We start from the raw sequence: 21764 nt of genomic DNA, 5'->3' as shown, positions 1-21764 counted from the left end.
CATCGAGAGGCGTGCGGCCCACACCGCGGGCAGATGGCACGCAGGAAGCCCGGACTAATAAGATGGCATTGAAATCCCCCGCGTTTCGTAAAAAATTTCCGTTGTTGGTTACTGGCAGTCTGCTGGCCCTGCAACCCCTAGCCACTTCGTTCGTGGTCGCCGCAGAACAGTATGACTGCTCAGTCTCTGCTTCGGGTGGCTGGGACTGCGCGCCGAAAACCAGCGCCGCTCAACTGCCTCCTCGCCCCGTGCATGACGCGAGTGCGGTCAGCTCGAGCACCGCTGCATCGGCCGAAGGCGGCGAAACCAGCGAAGACACCGGCGCCAAGCCGATGCTGGTTACCGAGTCCAAGGGCCGCGGCCTGAAGTCCCGCAGCGAAGACTACAGTCACCTCGACTGGGTTCCGCGCGAGAAGCTCACCGCCGCCCAATTGGCCGAGACCGGTCCTTACTGTGCTGGTGCTTATATCGAACCGATTCGTCCTGGCATGAATGACAAGACGAATAAAAGTGACGCCCCGACCTTTATCGGCGCCAAGGCTTCGCGTTACCAGCAGGAGCAGCAAATCGCGACCCTGGCCGGTGATGTGGTCATGCGCCAGGGCAGCATGCAGGTCGAGGCCGACGAGGCCAACCTGTACCAGGCCGAGAACCGTGGCGAGCTGAGCGGCAACGTCCGCCTGCGCGACAACGGCGCCCTGCTGGTCGGCGATCACGCCGACGTGCAGCTGGACACCGGCGAGGCCAAGGTCGACAACGCCGAATACGTGATGCACAAATCGCGCATCCGCGGTAACGCGCTGTACGCCAAGCGTGCCGAGAACGCGATCATCCGCCTCAAGGATGGTACCTACACCACCTGCGAACCGAGCAGCAACGCCTGGCAGCTCAAGGGCAACAACATCACCCTGAACCCGGCGACCGGCTTCGGCACCGCGACCAACGTGACGTTGCGCGTCAAGGACATTCCGGTCCTGTACACGCCGTACATCTATTTCCCGATCGACGACCGTCGCCAGTCCGGCTTCCTGCCGCCGACCATCGGCAGCGGCAGCGATACCGGCTTCATGCTGGTCACTCCGTACTACTTCAACCTGGCGCCAAACTACGACGCCACGTTGTACCCGCGCTACATGAGCAAGCGTGGCCTGTTGATGGAAGGCGAATTCCGTTACCTGACCAAGTCCAGCGAAGGTCAGTTCGGCGCGGCGTACCTCAACGACGAAAACGATGACCGCAAACTGCAGTCGGACTACGAAAAAACCCGCTACATGTACAACTGGCAGCACAAGGGCGGGCTCGATTCGCGGGTAATGACCGAGGTCGACTACACCAAGATCAGCGATCCGTACTACTTCCAGGATCTGCAGAGCGACCAGATCGGCGTGGAAAGCCGTGACTACATTAACCAGCAGGGTGCTGTGACCTACCGTGGTGATACCTACACCGCGCGCCTCAATGCCCAGGCTTATGAGCTGGCCACGGTTTCCAACATCACGCCTTACAACCGCCTGCCGCAAATCACCTTGAATGGCTTCTTGCCGCAACATCCTGGTGGAGTGGACTTCAGGTACGACGCAGAAATCGTTCGATTTGATCGCGACCTGCAAAACGGTACGTACTTTGATGAAAATGGTATTGGCTCGCCACGACTCGACCGCAATATCACAGGTTTGGCTCGCGCCAATGGCAATCGCCTCAACCTCGCGCCAACTGTAAGTCTCCCACTCAATTGGACCTACGGTTTCCTGAAGCCGTCCCTCAAGTATCAGTACACCCAGTACGATCTGGATCTGGACAGCATCGGGAAGAGTCAGGTCGCGGCACAAACCGCGGAACAAGATCGCCTGAACGGTACTTACAGCAGCAATCAGAACCGCGGCGTGCCAATCGCCAGTATCGACAGCGGCCTGTACTTCGACCGCAACACCCAATGGTTCGGCAAAAACTATCGCCAGACCCTGGAACCACGCCTGTACTATCTCTATGTACCGGAGAAAGACCAGAGCGACATCCCGGTGTTCGATACCAGCGAGTCCACCTTCAACTACTCGTCGCTGTTCCGTGACAACCGCTTCTCCGGCTCGGATCGCGTAGGTGATGAGAACAAGCTGTCCCTGGGCGTCACCAATCGTTGGATTGAAGAAAACGGCTTTGAACGCCAGCGCATCAGTGTCGGCCAAGCCTTGTACTTCAAGGACCGTGAAGTCCAGCTGCCAGGTATCGACGCTAAAACTCGTGACGATGCACATTCCAACGTATCTCCTTATGCCCTGGAATATGAATACCGCTGGAACCGCGACTGGCGCACCACTGCCGACTACAACTGGGATCCAGATACCCGCAGCCCTCGCTCCGGTAGCGCGATGTTCCACTACCAACCGGAAGACAACCCGAACAAGGTCATCAACGCCGGTTATCGTTATCGCAACGACCTGGTTCGTTACGACCAGTCCACGGGTAAATGGTCGGTGGGTGGCGGTGACTACGGCACTCCAGGACAACCTGGCTATGTGAAGGACTACTACAAGATCAAGCAGCATGACTTCTCGGTGATCTGGCCGATCGTGCCGCAATGGAACCTGATCAGCCGCTGGCAGTACGACTACAACCGCAACCGTACCCTCGATGCCTTCGGTGGTTTCGAATACGACAACTGCTGCTGGAAACTGCGCCTGATCAACCGTTACTGGGTCAAGTATGACGAAACCAGTCAAGACGCCCCGCAGAACGAGAAAGGCGACCATGGCATCTTCCTGCAAATAGTCCTGAAAGGACTCGGCGGCCTGACTGGCGCCAAGGTAGAGAGCTTCCTCGACAAAGGCATTCAAGGTTACCGTGAACGTGAAGACCAAGCTTTCTGATTGTCTGCGCCCGCTGATGCTGGGCGCGCTGTTCCTGGGTACCGCGGCCAACGCCGCGGTACAACCCATCGACAAAGTGGTGGCCATCGTCGATAACGACGTGGTCATGCAGAGCCAGCTGGACCAACGGGTTCACGAAGTTCAGCAAACCATCGCCAAGCGCGGCAGCGGCATGCCACCCGCCGAGGTCCTCAACCAGCAGGTACTGGAACGCCTGATCGTCGAAAACCTGCAACTGCAGATCGGCGAACGTTCCGGCATCCGTATTACCGATGAAGAACTGAACCAGGCCGTCGGCACCATCGCCCAGCGCAACAACATGACGCCTGATCAATTCCGCGCCGCCCTGGCTCGTGATGGCCTGTCCTATCAGGACGCCCGTGAGCAGATTCGCCGCGAGATGGTCATCAGTCGCGTGCGTCAGCGCCGTGTTGCCGAACGCATTCAGGTCTCCGAGCAGGAAGTGAAGAACTTCCTCGCCTCCGACCTGGGCAAGATGCAACTGTCCGAAGAGCTGCACCTGGCCAATATCCTGATTCCAACCCCGGAAAGCGCCAACTCCGAAGCGATTCAGAGCGCCGCGCGCCAGGCCATGGACATCTACCAGCAACTCAAGCAAGGCGCCGACTTCGCTCAGCTGGCCATCGCCCGTTCCGGCAGCGACAACGCCCTGGAAGGTGGTGACATGGGCTGGCGTAAAGCCGCTCAACTGCCCCCTCCGTTCGACCGCGAACTGAGCGCCATGGCAGTGGGCGATATCACCCAGCCAGCTCGTACTCCAGGCGGCTTTATCATCCTGAAGCTGTTGGAAAAACGCGGCGGCGGCAATCAGATGCGTGACGAAGTGCATGTCCGTCATATCCTGATCAAGCCAAGTGAAATTCGCAGCGAAGAAGAAACCAAACGCCTGGCCCAGAAGCTCTACGAGCGCATCGAAGCTGGCGAAGACTTTGCCGAGCTGGCGAAAAGCTACTCGGAAGATCCGGGGTCCGCCCTCAACGGTGGCGACCTCAGCTGGATCGACCCGAACGCCCTGGTTCCCGAGTTCCGCGAGGTGATGGCCAAGACCCCGCAAGGTCAGCTATCCAAGCCGTTCCAGAGCCCATATGGCTGGCACGTACTGGAAGTCCTTGGCCGCCGCGCCACTGACAGCACCAGCCAGGCCCGCGAACAGCAAGCGATGACCGTGCTGCGCAACCGTAAATACGACGAAGAGCTGCAAACCTGGCTGCGCCAGATTCGTGATGAAGCCTACGTCGAGATCAAACTTCCTGGCGCTGACCAGGCGGCACAGTGAAACCCAAGCGTTTCGCGCTCACCCCCGGCGAGCCAGCCGGCATAGGTCCCGACCTGTGCCTGCTGCTCGCCTCGCAACAACAGCCACACCCCCTGATTGCCATCACCAGCCGCGACCTGCTTATCGAGCGGGCCGCGCAGTTGGGTGTGGCCGTCAGCCTGATTGCGGTCGGCCCCGACAATTGGCCAAGCCAGGCGGCCGCCGCTGGTAGCCTCTATGTCTGGGATACCCCGCTGTCGGCCAAGGTCGTTACTGGTCAGCTGGACAAGGCCAACGCCGCGTTCGTTCTGGAAACCCTGACCCGGGCCGGCCAAGGCTGCCTGGACGGGCATTTCGACGGAATGATTACCGCCCCGGTGCACAAGGGTGTGATCAACGAATCCGGCATCGCCTTTTCCGGCCATACCGAGTTTCTCGCCGACCTGACGCACACCGAACAAGTGGTGATGATGCTGGCTACCCATGGCCTGCGCGTGGCACTGGTGACCACTCACCTGCCCCTGCGGGACATCGCCGACGCCATTACCCCGGAGCGCCTGGAGCGGGTTACGCGCATTCTGCATGCGGACCTGCGCAACAAATTCGGCATCGCCCAGCCACGCATCCTGGTCTGCGGGCTCAACCCGCATGCCGGCGAAGGCGGACATCTGGGCCATGAAGAAATCGATATCATCGAACCCACCCTGGAGCGTCTGCGCAACGAAGGCATGGACCTGCGCGGCCCCCTGCCCGCCGACACTCTGTTTACCCCCAAATATCTGGAGCACTGCGACGCAGTGCTGGCGATGTACCATGACCAGGGGCTGCCCGTGCTGAAGTACAAAGGCTTCGGCGCCGCGGTCAACGTGACGTTGGGCTTGCCGATCATCCGCACCTCGGTCGACCACGGCACAGCCCTGGATCTGGCCGGCAGCGGCAAGATCGATACCGGCAGCCTGAAAGTCGCCCTGGAAACCGCCTACCAGATGGCCGAGACCCGTTTATGACCGAGCAATACCAACACCGGGCGCGTAAGCGCTTCGGCCAGAACTTCCTGCATGACGCCGGCGTGATCGACCGCATCCTGCGCTCCATCAATGCCAAATCCGGCGACCGCATGCTGGAAATCGGCCCTGGCCAGGGCGCCCTGACCGAGGGCCTGCTCAACAGCGGCGCCCAGCTGGATGTAGTCGAGCTGGACAAGGACCTGGTGCCGATCCTCAACCAGCAGTTTGCTGGCCGGGACAATTTCAGCCTGCACCAGGGCGATGCCCTGAAGTTCGACTTCAACAGCCTGAATGCCGCGCCTGGCAGCCTGCGGGTGGTTGGCAACCTGCCCTACAACATCTCCACTCCGCTGATCTTTCACCTGCTGCAGAACGCCGGGCTGATCCGCGACATGCACTTCATGCTGCAGAAAGAAGTGGTCGAGCGCCTCGCCGCAGGCCCGGGCGGCGGTGACTGGGGCCGTCTGTCGATCATGGTCCAGTACCACTGCCGAGTGGAGCATCTGTTCAACGTCGGTCCTGGCGCATTCAATCCGCCACCGAAAGTCGACTCGGCAATCGTCCGCCTGGTGCCACACGCCGTGCTGCCGCATCCAGCCAAGGATCATCGCCTGTTGGAGCGCATCGTCCGCGAAGCCTTCAACCAGCGCCGCAAGACCCTGCGCAATACCCTCAAGGCTCTGCTCACAAGCGCCGAGATCGAAGCCGCCGGCGTCGATGGCAGCCTGCGTCCGGAGCAACTGGACCTGGCAGCCTTCGTTCGCCTGGCCGACAAGCTCAGCGAACAAGCCGCGGACACCGCCAGCGCCAGCTGACACGCCACCAGCGTTATCGGGTAAGACGCCAGGCTCCACGTCTGGTTTACTACCCGATATTTGGCCTAGACTGACCTCCATCAGCTTTGTCCCGCGTCCCGCTTCGTTTTAAGGCCCCTTGCATGTCCGATCCCCGTTATCAGATCGACGTCAGCGTCGTCACCCGCTTTCTCGCAGAACAGTCGCAACCCGAGCAGAACCGCTTTGCCTTCGCCTACACCATCACCGTACAGAACAATGGCCTGCTGCCCGCCAAATTGCTCTCGCGGCACTGGGTGATCACCGATGGCGACGGGCACGTCGAAGAAGTTCGCGGTGCCGGCGTCGTCGGCCAGCAGCCGCTGATCGCCGTGGGCAAAAGCCACACCTACAGCAGCGGCACGGTCATGACCACACGCGTCGGCAATATGCAGGGCAGCTATCAGATGCTCGCCGAAGACGGCAAACACTTCGACGCCATCATCGCCCCCTTCCGCCTGGCCGTGCCCGGAGCCCTGCACTGATGACGACTTACGCCGTCGGTGACCTGCAAGGCTGCCTGGGACCTTTGCAGTGCCTGCTTGAAAAGGTCGCTTTCGACCCGACCAAGGATCGCCTGTGGCTGGTCGGCGACCTGGTCAACCGCGGCCCGCAGTCGCTGGAAACCCTGCGCTTTCTTTATGCCATGCGCGACTCCCTAGTGTGCGTGCTGGGCAATCACGACCTGCACCTGCTGGCCGTCTGGCGCAATATCGAGCGCCTGAAGAAAGCCGACACCCTGCGCGAGATCCTCAACGCGCCGGATTGCGAGGAGTTGCTCCAGTGGCTGCGCCAGCAAAAACTGATGCACTATGACGAACAGCGCAACGTCGCCCTGGTGCACGCGGGGATACCGCCACAGTGGTCGCTGAAAAAAGCCCTCAAGTGCGCCACCGAAGTCGAAGAAGCACTGCGGGACGACAACCGCTTCGAGCCCTATCTGGACGGTATGTACGGCAACGACCCGACAAAATGGGACAGCGAACTCAAAGGCGTGACCCGTCTGCGGGTAATCACCAACTATTTCACCCGCATGCGTTTCTGCACCAGCGATGGCAAGCTCGACCTCAAGGGTAAGGAAGGGCCGGACACCGCCCCACCAGGTTACGCGCCGTGGTTCGAGCACAAGGAACGCAAGACCCGGGACGTGAAAATCATCTTCGGTCACTGGGCCGCCCTCGAAGGCAACTGCAACCAGCCCGGCGTCGTCGCCCTGGACACTGGCTGCGTCTGGGGCGGCGCCCTGACCTTGCTGAACGTCGACACCGGCCAACGCCTCGAATGTGAGTGCGACACCCACGGCCACATCAAGCCCCAGGCCAATCAACCTTCCCCTGAACCCATGCCAATCACCGCCAAGCGCTAGACGGCGCTTGCCACCAGGCCCAGGAGCCCGCCATGAGCGAATTCAAACGCATCCCCCCAGAACAGGCCCAGGCACTGCGCGAGCGAGGCGCCGTGGTGGTCGACATCCGCGATCCGCAGACCTTTGCCCTGAACCACATCAGCGGCTCCTTGCATCTGGACAACCACTCCATCTCCGACTTCATCCGCAACGCCGATCTCGACGCCCCACTGGTGGTCGTCTGCTATCACGGTAACTCCAGCCAAAGCGCGGCGGCCTACCTGATCAGCCAGGGGTTCTCCGATGTCTACAGCCTGGACGGTGGCTTCGAACTGTGGCGGACTACCTACCCTGCGGAAATTGCCCAGGGTGGTAGCGAATAATTTTTTCTGTGCGCCAGCCCGCGTCATTCGCGGGCTGGCGCCACGACCGACGAACGGTCACTTGAACAAATTGCGTATTCCACCTTTACCTCCCCGATTCCGAACTATCCTTAGCCTCAGGCCATCCAATCAGGGGAGAGCCGGTACACCGGCGTGCGGGTCATCGGTACTAGCTTTCAAGGTCGATAGCTTTGAAAGTGTTCTGGGGGGTAAACATCAGCCGGATTCCCGGCTGCATGCCAGCACTTGACTGACTGATCCGGCGTCGGCTCCACGTATCGAGCGAGGTGACGTCATGAGTATTTTTAGCCACTTCCAACAACGCTTCGAATCCACACGCCAGGAAGAGTTCTCGCTACAGGAGTACCTGGAGCTCTGCAAAAAGGACCGTAGCGCCTACGCGTCGGCCGCTGAACGCCTGCTTCTGGCTATCGGCGAACCGGAGCTGCTGGACACGTCGACCAATTCGAGACTGTCACGGATCTTCTCCAACAAAGTGATCCGTCGCTATCCGGCCTTTGAAGACTTCCATGGAATGGAAGAATGCATCGACCAGATCGTCTCCTACTTCCGCCATGCCGCTCAGGGCCTGGAAGAAAAGAAACAGATCCTCTACCTCCTCGGCCCCGTCGGTGGCGGCAAATCATCCCTGGCCGAGAAACTCAAACAACTGATCGAGAAGGTGCCCTTCTACGCCATCAAGGGCTCTCCGGTATTCGAGTCGCCTCTTGGGTTGTTCAACGCCACGGAAGATGGCGCGATCCTCGAAGAAGACTTCGGTATCCCACGGCGCTACCTGAACACCATCATGTCGCCCTGGGCCACCAAGCGCCTGTCCGAGTTCGGTGGCGACATCAGCCAGTTCCGGGTGGTCAAGCTCTATCCCTCGATCCTCAACCAGATCGCCGTCGCCAAGACCGAACCGGGGGACGAGAACAACCAGGACATTTCCGCACTGGTGGGCAAGGTCGATATTCGCAAGCTGGAAGAATTCCCGCAGAACGACGCCGACGCCTATAGCTATTCGGGCGCACTGTGCCGGGCCAACCAGGGCCTGATGGAGTTCGTCGAAATGTTCAAGGCACCGATCAAGGTGCTGCACCCATTGCTGACGGCCACCCAGGAAGGCAACTACAACAGTACCGAGGGTCTGGGCGCAATCCCCTTCACCGGCATCCTGCTGGCTCACTCCAACGAATCGGAATGGCACACCTTCCGTAACAACAAGAACAACGAAGCCTTCATCGACCGGATCTATATCGTCAAAGTCCCGTACTGCCTGCGGGTCAGCGACGAAGTCAAAATCTACGACAAACTGCTGTTCAACAGCTCCCTGTCCAAGGCGCATTGCGCTCCCGACACCCTGAAAATGCTCGCTCAGTTCACCGTGCTCTCGCGCCTCAAGGAACCGGAGAACTCGAACATCTACTCGAAAATGCGCGTCTACGACGGCGAGAACCTCAAGGACACCGATCCGAAAGCCAAGTCGATCCAGGAATACCGCGACGCCGCCGGCGTGGATGAAGGCATGAACGGTCTGTCGACCCGCTTCGCCTTCAAGATCCTGTCGAAAGTCTTCAACTTCGATCCCCACGAGATCGCGGCCAACCCGGTACACCTGCTCTATGTGCTCGAACAACAGATCGAACAGGAGCAATTCCAGGCGGAAACCCGCGAACGCTATCTGCGCTTCCTGAAGGAATACCTGGCTCCGCGGTACATCGAGTTCATCGGCAAGGAAATCCAGACGGCGTACCTGGAGTCCTACAGCGAATACGGTCAGAACATCTTCGACCGCTATGTGCTGTATGCGGACTTCTGGATTCAGGATCAGGAATACCGCGATCCGGAAACCGGCGAGATCCTCAATCGGGTCGCGCTCAACGAAGAGCTGGAGAAAATCGAGAAACCGGCCGGCATCAGTAATCCAAAGGACTTCCGCAACGAAATAGTCAATTTCGTATTGCGGGCCCGAGCCAACAACAACGGCAAGAACCCGACCTGGCTCAGCTACGAAAAACTGCGGGTGGTCATCGAGAAGAAAATGTTCTCCAACACCGAGGACCTGCTCCCGGTCATCAGCTTCAATGCCAAGGCCAGCAAAGAGGATCAACAGAAACACAACGACTTTGTTACCCGAATGGTCGAGCGCGGCTACACCGACAAACAGGTACGACTGCTGTCCGAGTGGTATCTGCGGGTCAGAAAATCGCAGTAACCCGCCGGTTGCACCGGTTGTCGTTAGCCAGGAGCCTGTCTTAGCGATTTCTGCTACACAGGCTTCAGGAAGCGCGTTTGAACGTTCGCAGCGAGGCTCGGGCAGAGGACCGGCGGCAGGACACCTTGTCGCCCCCTCCCCCCGCCCGGGCCGCTTGCGAGCTTCAAGACCGCTTCTAAGGAGCAGTCATGAGTTATGTGATCGACCGACGTCTCAATGGCAAGAACAAAAGCACGGTAAACCGTCAGCGGTTTCTGCGGCGCTATCGTGACCACATCAAGAAGGCCGTCGAAGAGGCGGTCAGCCGCCGTTCCATCACTGACATGGAGCATGGCGAACAAATCAGCATTCCAGGCCGGGATATCGATGAACCGGTGCTCCATCATGGGCGCGGCGGCAAACAGACCGTGGTGCACCCGGGAAACAAGGAGTTCACGGCTGGCGAGCACATCGCACGCCCTCAAGGCGGTGGTGGCGGAGGTGGCCGGGGCAAGGCCGGCAATTCCGGCGAAGGCATGGACGAGTTCGTTTTCCAGATTACCCAGGAAGAATTCCTCGAGTTCATGTTCGAAGACCTGGAGTTGCCGAACCTGGTCAAACGCAACCTGAGCGGGACCGACACCTTCAAGACCGTCCGGGCCGGGATCAGCAACGAAGGCAATCCCTCGCGCATCAACATCATTCGGACCCTGCGCTCGGCCCATGCCCGACGCATCGCCCTGTCCGGCAGCAGCCGGGCAAAACTGCGCGAAGTCAAAGAGGAACTTGAACGCCTGAAACGCGAAGAACCGGACAACTTCGGCGATATTCAGGAAATGGAAGCGGAAATCGAGCGTCTCAGCGCCCGTATCCATCGGGTGCCGTTCCTCGACACCTTCGACCTCAAGTACAACCTGCTGGTCAAACAGCCAAACCCCAGCTCCAAGGCCGTGATGTTTTGCCTGATGGACGTTTCCGGCTCCATGACCCAGGCCACCAAGGACATCGCCAAGCGCTTCTTCATCCTTCTGTACCTGTTTCTCAAGCGTAACTACGACAAGATCGACGTAGTGTTCATTCGCCACCACACCAGTGCGCGTGAAGTGGATGAGGAGGAGTTCTTCTACTCCCGGGAAACCGGCGGCACCATCGTCTCCAGCGCCTTGAAACTGATGCAGGAGATCATGGCCGAGCGTTATCCGAGCAACGAGTGGAACATCTACGCCGCCCAGGCTTCCGACGGCGACAACTGGAACGACGACTCGCCGATCTGCCGCGACATCCTGATCAACCAGATCATGCCCTTCGTGCAGTACTACACTTACGTGGAGATTACCCCGCGCGAACATCAGGCCCTGTGGTTCGAATACGAGCGCATCGCCGAAGCCTTTTCCGATACTTTCGCCCAGCAGCAACTGGTCTCGGCCGGAGATATCTATCCGGTCTTCCGTGAACTCTTCCAGCGCAGGTTAGTGACATGACCGCCAGAGAGCAGAAACGCCAGCCTATTTCCACCGGTTCGGAATGGACGTTCGAGCTGATCCAGGCCTACGACCGCGAAATCAGCCGTATCGCGGCGCGTTACGCCCTGGATACCTATCCCAACCAGATCGAAGTGATCACCGCCGAACAGATGATGGACGCCTACGCCTCTGTCGGCATGCCCCTGGGTTATCACCACTGGTCCTATGGCAAGCACTTCCTTAGCACCGAAAAGTCCTACAGCCGCGGCCAGATGGGGCTGGCCTACGAGATCGTGATCAACTCGGACCCATGCATTGCCTACCTGATGGAAGAAAACACCATCTGTATGCAGGCACTGGTGGTGGCCCATGCCTGCTATGGCCATAACAGCTTCTTCAAGGGCAACTATCTGTTCCGCACCTGGACGGATGCCAGTTCGATCATCGATTACCTGGTATTCGCCAAGCAGTACATCATGCAGTGCGAAGAGCGCCACGGCATCGATGCCGTGGAGGACCTGCTGGACTCCTGCCATGCCCTGATGAACTACGGGGTGGACCGCTACAAACGTCCTTATCCGATTTCCGCGGAAGAAGAACGACGCCGGCAAAAGGACCGGGAAGAACACTTGCAGAAACAGATCAACGACCTATGGCGCACCATTCCCAAAGGCACGGACAAGTTCAGCGACAAGGACAACGCGCGCTTCCCCGCCGAGCCGCAGGAAAACATCCTGTACTTCATCGAGAAACACGCGCCGCTGCTGGAGCCGTGGCAGCGGGAAATCGTGCGGATCGTGCGCAAGATCGCCCAGTATTTCTACCCGCAACGCCAGACCCAGGTGATGAACGAAGGCTGGGCAACATTCTGGCACTACACCCTGATGAACGACCTGTATGACGAAGGCCTGGTGACCGACGGCTTCATGATGGAATTCCTCGCCTCCCACACCAGCGTGGTCTTCCAGCCTGGCTTCGACAGCCCTTACTACAACGGCATCAACCCCTACACCCTGGGTTTCGCCATGTACCGCGATATCCGGCGCATCTGCGAAGAGCCGACCGAGGAAGACCGTCGCTGGTTCCCGGAACTGGCCGGGACCGACTGGCTTTCCAGCATCAAGTTCGCCATGAGCAGCTTCAAGGACGAGAGTTTCATCCTGCAGTACCTGTCGCCCAAGGTGATCCGCGATCTCAAGCTGTTCAGTATCCTGGACGACGACCAGAAAGACGACTTGCTGGTACCGGCCATTCATGACGAAAGCGGCTATCGAGTCATCCGCGAAACCCTTGCGGCCCAGTACAACCTGGGTAACCGCGAGCCCAACGTGCAGATCTGGAGCATCGATAGACGGGGTGACCGCTCGCTGACCCTGCGCCACCAACAGCACGACCGCAAACCATTGGGTGACTCCACCGACGAAGTCCTCAAGCACCTGCATCGGCTGTGGGGGTTCGACATCCATCTGGAAACCCTGCAGGGCGACCAGGTGATGAAAACCCATCACGTACCGCCAAGAAGCGATCACAACGAAGGGGACTACGGCCGCCTGGACCTGGCTGTCATCCACCTCTGAACGCATGACAAACCTCCGAAAGCTCGGCGCAAGGGTTATTCTGTCGGGCTAACGGAGGTTTTTTATGCAGATTTACAAGGTCGGCGGTGCGGTACGCGATCGCCTGCTGGGCAAACCGGTAACCGACATCGACTGGGTGGTAGTCGGTGCCACGGCCGAAGAAATGCTCGCCAACGGCTTTCGCCCGGTAGGCTCGGACTTTCCGGTCTTTCTTCACCCCAAGAGCGGCGAGGAATATGCCCTGGCCCGCACCGAACGCAAAAGCGGTCGTGGTTATGGCGGCTTCACCTTTCACGCCAGCCCCGAGGTCACCCTCGAAGAAGACCTGATCCGCCGCGACCTGACAATCAACGCCATGGCGGAAGACGACCATGGCGTGCTGACGGATCCATATCACGGCCAGCAGGACCTGGAGAACCGCCTGCTTCGCCACGTTTCCCCCGCATTCGCCGAAGATCCGCTGCGTGTCCTGCGTGTTGCCCGCTTTGCTGCTCGCTACGCTGGGCTCGGTTTCCGGGTGGCGCCTGACACCCTCGAATTGATGCGCCAGCTCAGCGAATCAGGCGAACTGGAAGCCCTGACGCCGGAGCGCAGCTGGAAGGAAATTTCCCGCGCACTGATGGAAGATCACCCCCAAGTGTTCATCCGGGTGCTGCGCGACTGTGGAGCGCTCAAGGTCCTGCTGCCCGAAGTGGAGGCGCTGTTCGGCGTTCCGCAACCCGCCGCCCATCACCCGGAGATCGACAGCGGTGTGCACACACTGAGCGTTCTCGAGCAGGCGGCACTGCACAAGCAGCCATTGAGCGTGCGCTGGGCGTGCCTGTTGCACGACCTAGGCAAAGGCCTGACACCGCAAAGCGAATGGCCACAGCACATCGCACACGAGCACAAGGGCCTGAAGCTGATCAAGTGCGTCAACGAACGCTTCAAGGCGCCACGCGACTGCCAGGAACTGGCGCTGCTGGTGGGGCAGTACCACACCCACGGCCATCGCGCCCTCGAACTGAAACCTTCGACATTGGCGCAGCTGCTGCAAAGCTTTGACGTGTACCGTCGGCCGCAGCGGTTCGAGGAGTTTATCGCCGCCTGTGAAATGGATGCTCGCGGTCGTCTCGGACTGGAGGAGAGCGCCTATCCCCAGGCGGACTATTTGCGCGGCGCGGCCACCGCAGCACGAACGGTAGCGGTGCAGCCGCTGCTGGAGCAGGGATTCAAGGGGCCGGAGTTGGGAGAGGCGCTGAAACGGGAGCGACTGAAGGCGCTGAAAGCCTACAAGGAACAGCACCCGCGGTAAGAAACATCACGAGCTAGCTCCACTGTAGGAGCTAGCTTGCTCGCAAGCCGATAGCAATCAGCCAGAGCTATCCCAACTCCGGCGGCGTCAGCTGCCTGCCCCGCCACTCAAAGGCCACGGGCGCCAGCACCTGGTCGATTTGGGCTTCGCGCCAGAGGGTGGCGAAGTCCTGTCCGGCCAGCGGATGAACCCTTTCCGGTGCCATCAGCGACAAGGGCCAGAGCACAAAGGCATTCTTCAGAATCTCGGCGCGCGGCAGGATCAAGCCGTCGAAATTGCCCACCAGATCGCCGTACAGCAGCACATCAATATCCAGCGGCAGGCCCTTGCGGTCCGGGGCATAACGACCGTTATCCGCTTCGATGAACTTCAACCGACGGTCCAGTTCCATCAGCGGCAGATCGGTAAAGGCCGAAACCACCAGATTGAAGAAAGGCCCGCTCTTGATCCCGACCGGCTGGCTTTCGAACACTGCCGAGCAGCGCATGTCCTGCAGGAAGCCCGCCAGGGCATCGAGCCCAGCCAGCAGATGGGTTTCGCGCTCGATATTGCTGCCGAGCCCAAGAAATACCTGAGTTAGCGACATCCGCGCTCGATCTCCACGCCCACACCTTTGGCGGCCGCAACAGCACCGGGCTTGGTCAGCTTGAGGTGCAACCAGGGAATATGAAACTCACTCATCAGGACTTCAGCCAGACGCTCGGCAAAGGTTTCCACCAACTGGAATTGTGCTTGCTCGGCAAACGCCTGGATCCGCGAAGACACGCTGGCGTAGTCGAGCGCCAGGGTCAGGTCGTCACCAACCGCGGCCGGGCGGTTGTCCCAGGCGAAGCTCAGGTCAAGGCGCAGGCACTGTCGGATGCCTCGCTCCCAGTCGTAGGCACCGATCACCGTGTCGACTTCCAGACCCTCGATAAACACTCTGTCCAAGCACTCTTCTCCGCAGCACGACAAGGGCGCAATGCGCCGTTAGAATCAGGGCGTCCTCGCCCGGAATAGTTAGCATGTTTTGGTTACTGGCGATCTTCGCCTACCTGCTCGGCTCGCTGTCCTTCGCCATCTTGCTCAGCCGCCTGACCGGTAAACCCGATCCGCGAATGAGTGGCTCGGGCAATGCCGGCGCCACCAACATGTTGCGCCTGGCCGGCAAGAAACTTGCGGTACTGACCTTGCTCGGCGACCTGCTCAAAGGGCTGTTGCCCGTGCTGATCGCCAGTCTCGCAGGCCTTTCGCTCCAACAACAGGCCTGGATCGGGCTCTACGCCGTACTGGGCCATCTGTTTCCGGTGTACTTTCGCTTTCGCGGCGGCAAGGGTGTCGCCACCGCCGCCGGGATGCTGCTGGGACTGTATCCGCCAGCGGCGCTCCTGGCCATTGCCGCCTGGCTCCTGACCTTCTACCTGACCCGCACCAGCTCGCTGGCGGCCTTGATCGCCACGCCCCTGACCCTGCCATTGCTGGCCTGGCAGGCGCCGGCGGCGCTACTGCCGATGAGCGTCCTCACACTGCTCATCGTCTGGCGCCACCGCGGCAATCTACGCGACCTGTTTGCCGGGCGCGAACGGCATTTCTGAATCCTGAAGATGAACCGGGCTCAGGTCGGGCAATTACCGACTCACAACGGCGACAACTGCTCCATTGGCCAACGCGCCTGCACACTGATCGCCAGGCTCTCCTGCTGACCGGCCTGCAAACGCTGGCAACCGGCAAACGCGATCATCGCGCCGTTATCGGTGCAGAACTCAGGACGGGCGTAAAACACATTCCCCTTCATCTCGCCGAGCATTTTTTCCAGCGACGCGCGCAGCGCCTTGTTGGCGCTCACGCCACCAGCAATTACCAGACGCTTGAGTCCGGCCTGCTTCAAGGCTCGCTTGCATTTGATGGTCAGAGTTTCCACCACCGCCTGCTGGAAGGCGAGCGAGATGTCGCAACGGGTTTGTTCGCCGTCGTCCCCAGCGCTGACACATTGCTGCCAGGTATTCAGGGCGAAGGTTTTCAAGCCACTGAAACTGAAATCCAGCCCTGGACGATCGGTCATCGGCCGCGGGAAAACAAAGCGCCCGGCCACGCCTTGGGCGGCCAGGCGAGCGATTTCCGGGCCGCCCGGATAATTCAGGCCGATCATCTTCGCCGTCTTGTCGAAGGCTTCACCGGCAGCATCATCCAGGGTTTCGCCCATCAGTTCGTATTGGCCGATGCCATCGACCCGCACCAGCTGCGTATGACCACCGGAAACCAACAAAGCGACGAACGGAAATTCCGGCGGTTGTTCTTCCAGCATAGGGGCCAGCAAGTGCCCTTCCATGTGGTGCACACCCAGCGCCGGGATACCCCAGGCGAAGGCCAGTGCCTGGGCACAGGAAGCGCCCACCAGAAGGGCTCCGACCAGGCCCGGGCCAGCGGTATAGGCAATGGCGTCGATTTCGGTCGGCACACAGTCCGCCTCGGCCAGAACTTGGCGAATCAGCGGCAGCATGCGCTTGACATGGTCGCGAGAGGCCAGCTCCGGCACCACGCCACCATAGGCCCGATGCAGGTCGATCTGACTGAACAGCGCATCGGCCAGCAGCCCCCGCTCGCTGTCGTAAAGCGCGACGCCGGTTTCGTCGCAGGAAGTTTCTAATCCCAGTACTAGCATGGGTTTGCGCCTTGTAGAGGCTAAATTCGAAGGCGCGCATAATAGTCGCCACTCCCTCAGCCGACCAGCGGTTTTCGATCAGAGGCTTTGCATTCCGAGCGATGAGGGGTTAACATCCGCAACCCTTAAAAACCGACGACCTCAGCCGCGATTTTTGCGACGAGAACGTTGACCCCGGTAATGAATGAAGGTAGCTCTGGATGCCAGCCGTCAAAGTTAAAGAGAACGAACCCTTCGACGTAGCTCTGCGTCGTTTCAAGCGCTCCTGCGAAAAAGCCGGTGTTCTGGCTGAAGTTCGTAGCCGCGAATTTTACGAGAAGCCGACTTCCGAGCGTAAGCGCAAAGCAGCTGCTGCTGTTAAGCGTCACGCCAAGAAAGTTCAGCGCGAACAGCGCCGCGCCGTACGTCTGTACTAATACACAGACGTTCGCTGCAAGCTTCTGCCAAGCCCGGCCCTCAGCCGGGCTAATGGCATTTGCGGACAACGCTTGATGCTTCACCGTCAACGCCGCGCATGCGACCGAGACAATCCGCTTCACCACGTCAGACCTGGCTTCCTGCCAGCGGTGCACGTCTCTTCTGACGAGCCTTCCAAGGCTACTGACGAGCACACTTTATTCTGATTCCTCAACAGACTCAGTCCAAGGCGCCTTTCTCCAGCGCCCGCTTATGAGCCATCCGAGACCTGTCGGACTCAGAGCAATATCTTCAAATAGTCGAAGACTGATTGAAACTAACGTCAGTGGATTTTCGGCAGATACACTTCCCGATAGCGATCAAGCCGACGACAGATGGTCGAACGCGCAGCCGTTGCGTCTCGAACAGCCCACTTTCGAAGCCTTCGCATTGGTCCAATTCTTTCGCGCAGTGATGACGAGAACGCCATGGCCGGGCTGATTCCCCAGAGCTTTATTGACGACCTTCTGAACCGCACCGACATCGTCGATGTTGTCAGCTCGCGCCTGCAGATGAAAAAGGCCGGCAAGAACTACACCGCCTGCTGCCCGTTCCACAAGGAAAAGACCCCCTCCTTCAGCGTCAGCCCCGACAAGCAGTTCTACTACTGCTTCGGCTGTGGCGCGGGCGGCAACGCCCTCGGCTTCATCATGGACCACGACAACCTGGACTTCCCCCAGGCAGTCGAGGAACTGGCCAAAGCCGCCGGCATGGAGATCCCGCGCGAGGAAAGCGGCCGCTCGCACAAACCCCGACAGCCAACCGACTCGCCGCTCTACCCGCTGCTGACCGCCGCCGCCGATTACTATCGCCAGGCCCTGAAAAGCCATCCGGCCCGCAAGGCCGCGGTCGACTACCTCAAGGGGCGCGGCCTGACCGGCGAGATCGCCCGCGACTTCGGCCTCGGTTTTGCACCGCCCGGCTGGGACAACCTGTTCAAGCACCTGAGCAGCGACACACTGCAGCAGAAAGCCATGATCGACGCCGGCCTGCTGATCGAAAATGCCGAAACCGGCAAACGCTACGATCGCTTTCGCGACCGGGTGATGTTTCCGATCCGCGACAGCCGCGGTCGGATCATCGCCTTTGGTGGCCGGGTACTGGGCGACGACAAACCGAAGTACCTGAACTCGCCGGAAACGCCGGTTTTTCACAAGGGCCAGGAGCTTTACGGCCTGTTCGAAGCCCGCAAGAACAACCGCAACCTCGACGAAATCATCGTCGTCGAAGGCTACATGGACGTGATTGCCCTCGCCCAACAAGGCCTGCGTAACGCCGTTGCGACCCTGGGTACCGCCACCAGCGAAGAACACCTCAAGCGCCTGTTCCGTATCGTGCCCAGCGTCCTGTTCTGTTTCGACGGCGACCAGGCCGGGCGCAAGGCCGCCTGGCGCGCGCTGGAGGCGACCCTGTCCAGCCTGCAGGACGGTCGCCGGGCGCGTTTTCTGTTTCTTCCCGAAGGGGAAGATCCGGATACCCTGGTCCGCTCTGAAGGCACCGACGCCTTTCGCGCACGTATCAATCAACACGCTCAACCGCTGGCCGACTACTTCTTCCAGCAACTGACGGACGAAGCCGATCCACGCTCGCTCGAGGGCAAGGCCCACCTGGCCACCCTGGCTGCACCGCTGATCGACAAGGTCCCCGGAGCCAACCTGCGGACCCTGATGCGCCAGCGCCTCAGTGAAATTACCGGGCTCAACAACGAAACCGTCAACCAGTTGGTGCACAGCGCCCCACAAGAAGCGCCGCCGGCGTACGACGCCGGCATCGATTACGACGCCATGCCGGACTATGCCGACTACCACGAGCCGCAAGAAGCCTATGTGCCGCAGCAGGAATGGACGCCGAAGAAAAGCGGTGCCGGCGGCAAGAAGTGGGAGAACAAGCCGTGGGACAAAAAGGGCAAGCGCAATGGCGATCGCGATCAACCACGTGTCCCGCGCGTTCCGGCCGCCGTCGAACCTCCTACACTGTCAGCCCTTCGAACATTGCTGCATCACCCGCAACTGGCCGAGAAAGTTGAAGACGCCGGGCATTTCGCCGCCGACGACAACACCAATACCCAGTTGCTGGTCGCCCTGATCGAAGCCGTGCAGAAAAATCCTAAGCTACGCTCTATTCATCAGCTGATGGCGCGTTGGCACGGCACCGAACAGGGCCGCCTGATCAAGGCGCTGGCAGAAAAGGAATGGTTGATTGAGGGCGATAACCTTGAACAACAGTTTTTCGACACCATTAAAAGCTTGTCCGCTCGCCAAAGTGAGCGTGCTTTGGAACAACTTCTCAGGAAATCGCGTCAAAGCGAATTGAGTGGCGAAGAAAAAATTCAGCTACTTGAGCTTTTAAAACGCAATGTTCCCGCATCAAACCCGACCTCAACTGGCGCGTGAGGTCATAGCTCGGGTATAATCCTCGGCTTGTTTTTTGCCCGCCAAGACCTTCAGTGGATAGGGTGTTATGTCCGGAAAAGCGCAACAGCAGTCTCGCCTCAAAGAGTTGATCAGCCGTGGTCGTGAGCAGGGTTACCTGACTTACGCGGAGGTCAACGACCACCTGCCGGAGGATATTTCAGATCCGGAACAGGTGGAAGACATCATCCGCATGATCAACGACATGGGGATCAACGTATTCGAGAGTGCTCCGGATGCGGATGCCCTTTTGTTGGCCGAAGCCGATACCGACGAAGCAGCAGCTGAAGAAGCCGCCGCAGCGTTGGCGGCAGTGGAAACCGACATTGGTCGCACTACCGACCCAGTGCGTATGTACATGCGCGAAATGGGTACGGTAGAGCTGCTCACACGTGAAGGCGAAATCGAAATCGCCAAGCGTATCGAAGAGGGCATCCGTGAAGTGATGGGCGCGATTGCGCACTTCCCTGGCACGGTTGAGCACATCCTCTCCGAATACACTCGCGTCACCACCGAAGGTGGTCGCCTGTCCGACGTCCTGAGCGGTTACATCGACCCGGACGACGGCATCGCGCCGCCTGCCGCCGAAGTACCACCGCCTGTCGATGCCAAGGCCGCGAAAGCGGACGACGACACCGACGACGATGACGCCGAAGCCAGTGATGACGAAGAAGAAGCCGAAAGCGGTCCGGATCCGGTCATCGCAGCCCAGCGCTTTGGCGCCGTTGCCGACCAGATGGAAATCACCCGCAAGGCGCTGAAAAAGCACGGTCGTGAACACAAGCAAGCCCTGGCTGAAATGCTGGCCCTGGCTGAACTGTTCATGCCGATCAAACTGGTTCCGAAGCAATTCGAAGGCCTGGTTGAACGCGTTCGTAGTGCCCTGGATCGCCTGCGTCAGCAAGAGCGCGCGATCATGCAGCTCTGTGTTCGTGATGCTCGCATGCCACGCGCCGACTTCCTGCGCCAGTTCCCTGGCAATGAAGTGGACGAAAGCTGGTCCGACGCACTGGCCAAAGGCAAGGCCAAGTACGCCGAAGCCATCGGTCGCCTGCAACCGGACATCATCCGTTGCCAGCAGAAGCTGACCGCGCTCGAGACCGAGACCGGCCTGACGATCGCCGAGATCAAGGACATCAACCGTCGCATGTCGATCGGCGAGGCCAAGGCCCGTCGCGCGAAGAAAGAGATGGTCGAAGCCAACTTGCGTCTGGTGATCTCCATCGCCAAGAAGTACACCAACCGTGGCCTGCAGTTCCTCGACCTGATCCAGGAAGGCAACATCGGCTTGATGAAAGCGGTAGACAAGTTCGAATACCGTCGCGGCTACAAGTTCTCGACTTATGCCACCTGGTGGATCCGTCAGGCGATCACTCGCTCGATCGCCGACCAGGCACGCACCATCCGTATTCCGGTGCACATGATCGAGACGATCAACAAGCTCAACCGTATTTCCCGGCAGATGCTGCAGGAAATGGGTCGCGAACCGACCCCGGAAGAGCTGGGCGAACGCATGGAAATGCCTGAGGACAAGATCCGCAAGGTATTGAAGATCGCTAAAGAGCCGATCTCCATGGAAACCCCGATCGGTGATGACGAAGACTCCCATCTGGGTGACTTCATCGAAGACTCGACCATGCAGTCGCCAATCGACGTCGCCACCGTTGAGAGCCTCAAGGAAGCGACTCGCGAAGTACTCTCCGGCCTCACTGCCCGTGAAGCCAAGGTACTGCGCATGCGCTTCGGCATCGACATGAATACCGACCACACCCTCGAGGAAGTCGGTAAGCAGTTCGACGTTACCCGTGAGCGGATTCGCCAGATCGAAGCCAAGGCGCTACGCAAGCTGCGCCACCCGACGAGAAGCGAGCACCTGCGCTCCTTCCTCGACGAGTAATACCAAGACCCCCAGCCCTGCTGGGGGTCTTGTTTTGTGCAGCTTAAAACTCCCCGCGCCTCACTCCCTCCGGATTGCCCGTCTACACTCGAAACATTCCCCGTGTCATAACGAGACCGT

Annotated in this window: 18 protein-coding genes; 15 read left to right on the top strand and 3 right to left on the bottom strand. The window is 59.8% G+C overall.

The annotated features are described in order from the left end of the window. Positions 1–62 precede the first annotated feature (62 nt). The 11 genes from AC07PQ_RS18075 to AC07PQ_RS18025 all read left to right on the top strand — a co-directional run bounded on the left by AC07PQ_RS18075 (position 63) and on the right by AC07PQ_RS18025 (position 14239). A complete protein-coding gene (locus AC07PQ_RS18075) occupies positions 63–2864 on the top strand; it encodes an LPS assembly protein LptD (protein ID WP_493186000.1) in 2802 nt (933 codons plus the stop codon). Further along, positions 2845–4161: a peptidylprolyl isomerase SurA gene (surA, locus tag AC07PQ_RS18070; RefSeq protein WP_037034744.1), complete on the top strand. Its 1317-nt coding sequence runs from the start codon at positions 2845–2847 to the stop codon at positions 4159–4161. Before AC07PQ_RS18075 ends, surA begins: the two co-directional genes overlap by 20 nt. Beyond that, positions 4158–5147: a 4-hydroxythreonine-4-phosphate dehydrogenase PdxA gene (pdxA, locus tag AC07PQ_RS18065; protein WP_493185999.1), complete on the top strand. Its 990-nt coding sequence runs from the start codon at positions 4158–4160 to the stop codon at positions 5145–5147. The genes surA and pdxA overlap by 4 nt, the downstream gene beginning before the upstream one ends. Continuing rightward, the gene (rsmA, locus tag AC07PQ_RS18060; RefSeq protein WP_007926129.1) at positions 5144–5962 is read left to right on the top strand and encodes a 16S rRNA (adenine(1518)-N(6)/adenine(1519)-N(6))-dimethyltransferase RsmA; all 819 of its coding nucleotides are present in this window, start codon (positions 5144–5146) and stop codon (positions 5960–5962) included. Before pdxA ends, rsmA begins: the two co-directional genes overlap by 4 nt. 122 nt (positions 5963–6084) lie before the next feature. Then, positions 6085–6465, top strand: coding sequence for a Co2+/Mg2+ efflux facilitator ApaG/CorD (gene apaG, locus AC07PQ_RS18055; RefSeq protein WP_007926128.1), 381 nt, complete (start codon positions 6085–6087; stop codon positions 6463–6465). Further along, positions 6465–7346, top strand: a complete 882-nt coding sequence (locus tag AC07PQ_RS18050) for a symmetrical bis(5'-nucleosyl)-tetraphosphatase (protein WP_493185998.1) — start codon at positions 6465–6467, stop codon at positions 7344–7346. Before apaG ends, AC07PQ_RS18050 begins: the two co-directional genes overlap by 1 nt. 32 nt (positions 7347–7378) lie before the next feature. Then, positions 7379–7708: a thiosulfate sulfurtransferase GlpE gene (gene glpE, locus AC07PQ_RS18045; protein ID WP_493185997.1), complete on the top strand. Its 330-nt coding sequence runs from the start codon at positions 7379–7381 to the stop codon at positions 7706–7708. Between the two features lie 295 nt (positions 7709–8003). Beyond that, positions 8004–9926 (top strand): PrkA family serine protein kinase, encoded by a 1923-nt coding sequence (locus AC07PQ_RS18040; RefSeq protein WP_007926124.1) that lies wholly within the window; start codon positions 8004–8006, stop codon positions 9924–9926. Positions 9927–10114: 188 nt separating this feature from the next. Next, positions 10115–11386 carry a YeaH/YhbH family protein gene (locus AC07PQ_RS18035; RefSeq protein ID WP_007926123.1) on the top strand — a complete coding sequence of 424 codons (1272 nt, stop codon included), beginning with the start codon at positions 10115–10117 and terminating at the stop codon, positions 11384–11386. Further along, entirely contained in the window at positions 11383–12945 is a 1563-nt protein-coding gene (locus AC07PQ_RS18030; protein WP_007926122.1) for a SpoVR family protein, read from the top strand. The genes AC07PQ_RS18035 and AC07PQ_RS18030 overlap by 4 nt, the downstream gene beginning before the upstream one ends. 64 nt (positions 12946–13009) lie before the next feature. Continuing rightward, positions 13010–14239: a multifunctional CCA addition/repair protein gene (locus AC07PQ_RS18025; RefSeq protein ID WP_007926121.1), complete on the top strand. Its 1230-nt coding sequence runs from the start codon at positions 13010–13012 to the stop codon at positions 14237–14239. 67 nt (positions 14240–14306) lie between these two features. On the opposite strand, the gene folK is transcribed toward AC07PQ_RS18025, so the two are convergent. Together folK and folB are read right to left on the bottom strand one after the other, a co-directional pair. Further along, positions 14307–14825: a 2-amino-4-hydroxy-6-hydroxymethyldihydropteridine diphosphokinase gene (gene folK, locus AC07PQ_RS18020; RefSeq protein WP_007926120.1), complete on the bottom strand. Its 519-nt coding sequence runs from the start codon at positions 14823–14825 to the stop codon at positions 14307–14309. Next, entirely contained in the window at positions 14816–15169 is a 354-nt protein-coding gene (gene folB, locus AC07PQ_RS18015; protein WP_493185996.1) for a dihydroneopterin aldolase, read from the bottom strand. Before folB ends, folK begins: the two co-directional genes overlap by 10 nt. A gap of 74 nt (positions 15170–15243) precedes the next feature. On the opposite strand from folB, the gene plsY reads away from it, so the two are divergent. Further along, a complete protein-coding gene (gene plsY, locus AC07PQ_RS18010; protein WP_007926112.1) occupies positions 15244–15813 on the top strand; it encodes a glycerol-3-phosphate 1-O-acyltransferase PlsY in 570 nt (189 codons plus the stop codon). A 41-nt stretch (positions 15814–15854) separates the two neighbouring features. Here the strand turns inward: plsY and tsaD are convergent, their stop codons facing one another. Beyond that, complete coding sequence (tsaD, locus tag AC07PQ_RS18005; protein ID WP_009045890.1) at positions 15855–16880, bottom strand: tRNA (adenosine(37)-N6)-threonylcarbamoyltransferase complex transferase subunit TsaD; 1026 nt, start codon at positions 16878–16880, stop codon at positions 15855–15857. A 200-nt stretch (positions 16881–17080) separates the two neighbouring features. Between tsaD and rpsU the strand changes: the two genes are divergently transcribed. From rpsU to rpoD, 3 genes are all read left to right on the top strand, one after another. Further along, entirely contained in the window at positions 17081–17296 is a 216-nt protein-coding gene (gene rpsU, locus AC07PQ_RS18000) for a 30S ribosomal protein S21 (RefSeq protein ID WP_002551877.1), read from the top strand. A gap of 468 nt (positions 17297–17764) precedes the next feature. Then, positions 17765–19729, top strand: a complete 1965-nt coding sequence (gene dnaG / locus AC07PQ_RS17995; RefSeq protein ID WP_493185995.1) for a DNA primase — start codon at positions 17765–17767, stop codon at positions 19727–19729. Positions 19730–19796: 67 nt separating this feature from the next. Next, complete coding sequence (rpoD, locus tag AC07PQ_RS17990) at positions 19797–21644, top strand: RNA polymerase sigma factor RpoD (RefSeq protein ID WP_007926106.1); 1848 nt, start codon at positions 19797–19799, stop codon at positions 21642–21644. Positions 21645–21764 lie beyond the last annotated feature (120 nt).

Source organism: Pseudomonas sp. GW821-FHT09E12 (genome assembly GCF_059416085.1).
The sequence above is the reverse complement of the archived record's forward strand: the minus strand, read 5'-3'. Positions and strand labels throughout refer to the sequence as shown.

Excerpts from the sequence above, each read along its gene's own strand:
- AC07PQ_RS18050 (WP_493185998.1), top strand. The coding sequence starts at position 6,465 with ATGACGACTTACGCCGTCGGTGACCTGCAAGGCTGCCTGGGACCTTTG.
- tsaD (WP_009045890.1), bottom strand. The coding sequence starts at position 16,880 with ATGCTAGTACTGGGATTAGAAACTTCCTGCGACGAAACCGGCGTCGCG.
- apaG (WP_007926128.1), top strand. The coding sequence starts at position 6,085 with ATGTCCGATCCCCGTTATCAGATCGACGTCAGCGTCGTCACCCGCTTT.
- AC07PQ_RS18030 (WP_007926122.1), top strand. The coding sequence starts at position 11,383 with ATGACCGCCAGAGAGCAGAAACGCCAGCCTATTTCCACCGGTTCGGAA.
- AC07PQ_RS18025 (WP_007926121.1), top strand. The coding sequence starts at position 13,010 with ATGCAGATTTACAAGGTCGGCGGTGCGGTACGCGATCGCCTGCTGGGC.
- rpsU (WP_002551877.1), top strand. The coding sequence starts at position 17,081 with ATGCCAGCCGTCAAAGTTAAAGAGAACGAACCCTTCGACGTAGCTCTG.
- AC07PQ_RS18035 (WP_007926123.1), top strand. The coding sequence starts at position 10,115 with ATGAGTTATGTGATCGACCGACGTCTCAATGGCAAGAACAAAAGCACG.
- dnaG (WP_493185995.1), top strand. The coding sequence starts at position 17,765 with ATGGCCGGGCTGATTCCCCAGAGCTTTATTGACGACCTTCTGAACCGC.
- plsY (WP_007926112.1), top strand. The coding sequence starts at position 15,244 with ATGTTTTGGTTACTGGCGATCTTCGCCTACCTGCTCGGCTCGCTGTCC.
- rpoD (WP_007926106.1), top strand. The coding sequence starts at position 19,797 with ATGTCCGGAAAAGCGCAACAGCAGTCTCGCCTCAAAGAGTTGATCAGC.
- folK (WP_007926120.1), bottom strand. The coding sequence starts at position 14,825 with ATGTCGCTAACTCAGGTATTTCTTGGGCTCGGCAGCAATATCGAGCGC.
- glpE (WP_493185997.1), top strand. The coding sequence starts at position 7,379 with ATGAGCGAATTCAAACGCATCCCCCCAGAACAGGCCCAGGCACTGCGC.
- AC07PQ_RS18040 (WP_007926124.1), top strand. The coding sequence starts at position 8,004 with ATGAGTATTTTTAGCCACTTCCAACAACGCTTCGAATCCACACGCCAG.
- rsmA (WP_007926129.1), top strand. The coding sequence starts at position 5,144 with ATGACCGAGCAATACCAACACCGGGCGCGTAAGCGCTTCGGCCAGAAC.
- AC07PQ_RS18075 (WP_493186000.1), top strand. The coding sequence starts at position 63 with ATGGCATTGAAATCCCCCGCGTTTCGTAAAAAATTTCCGTTGTTGGTT.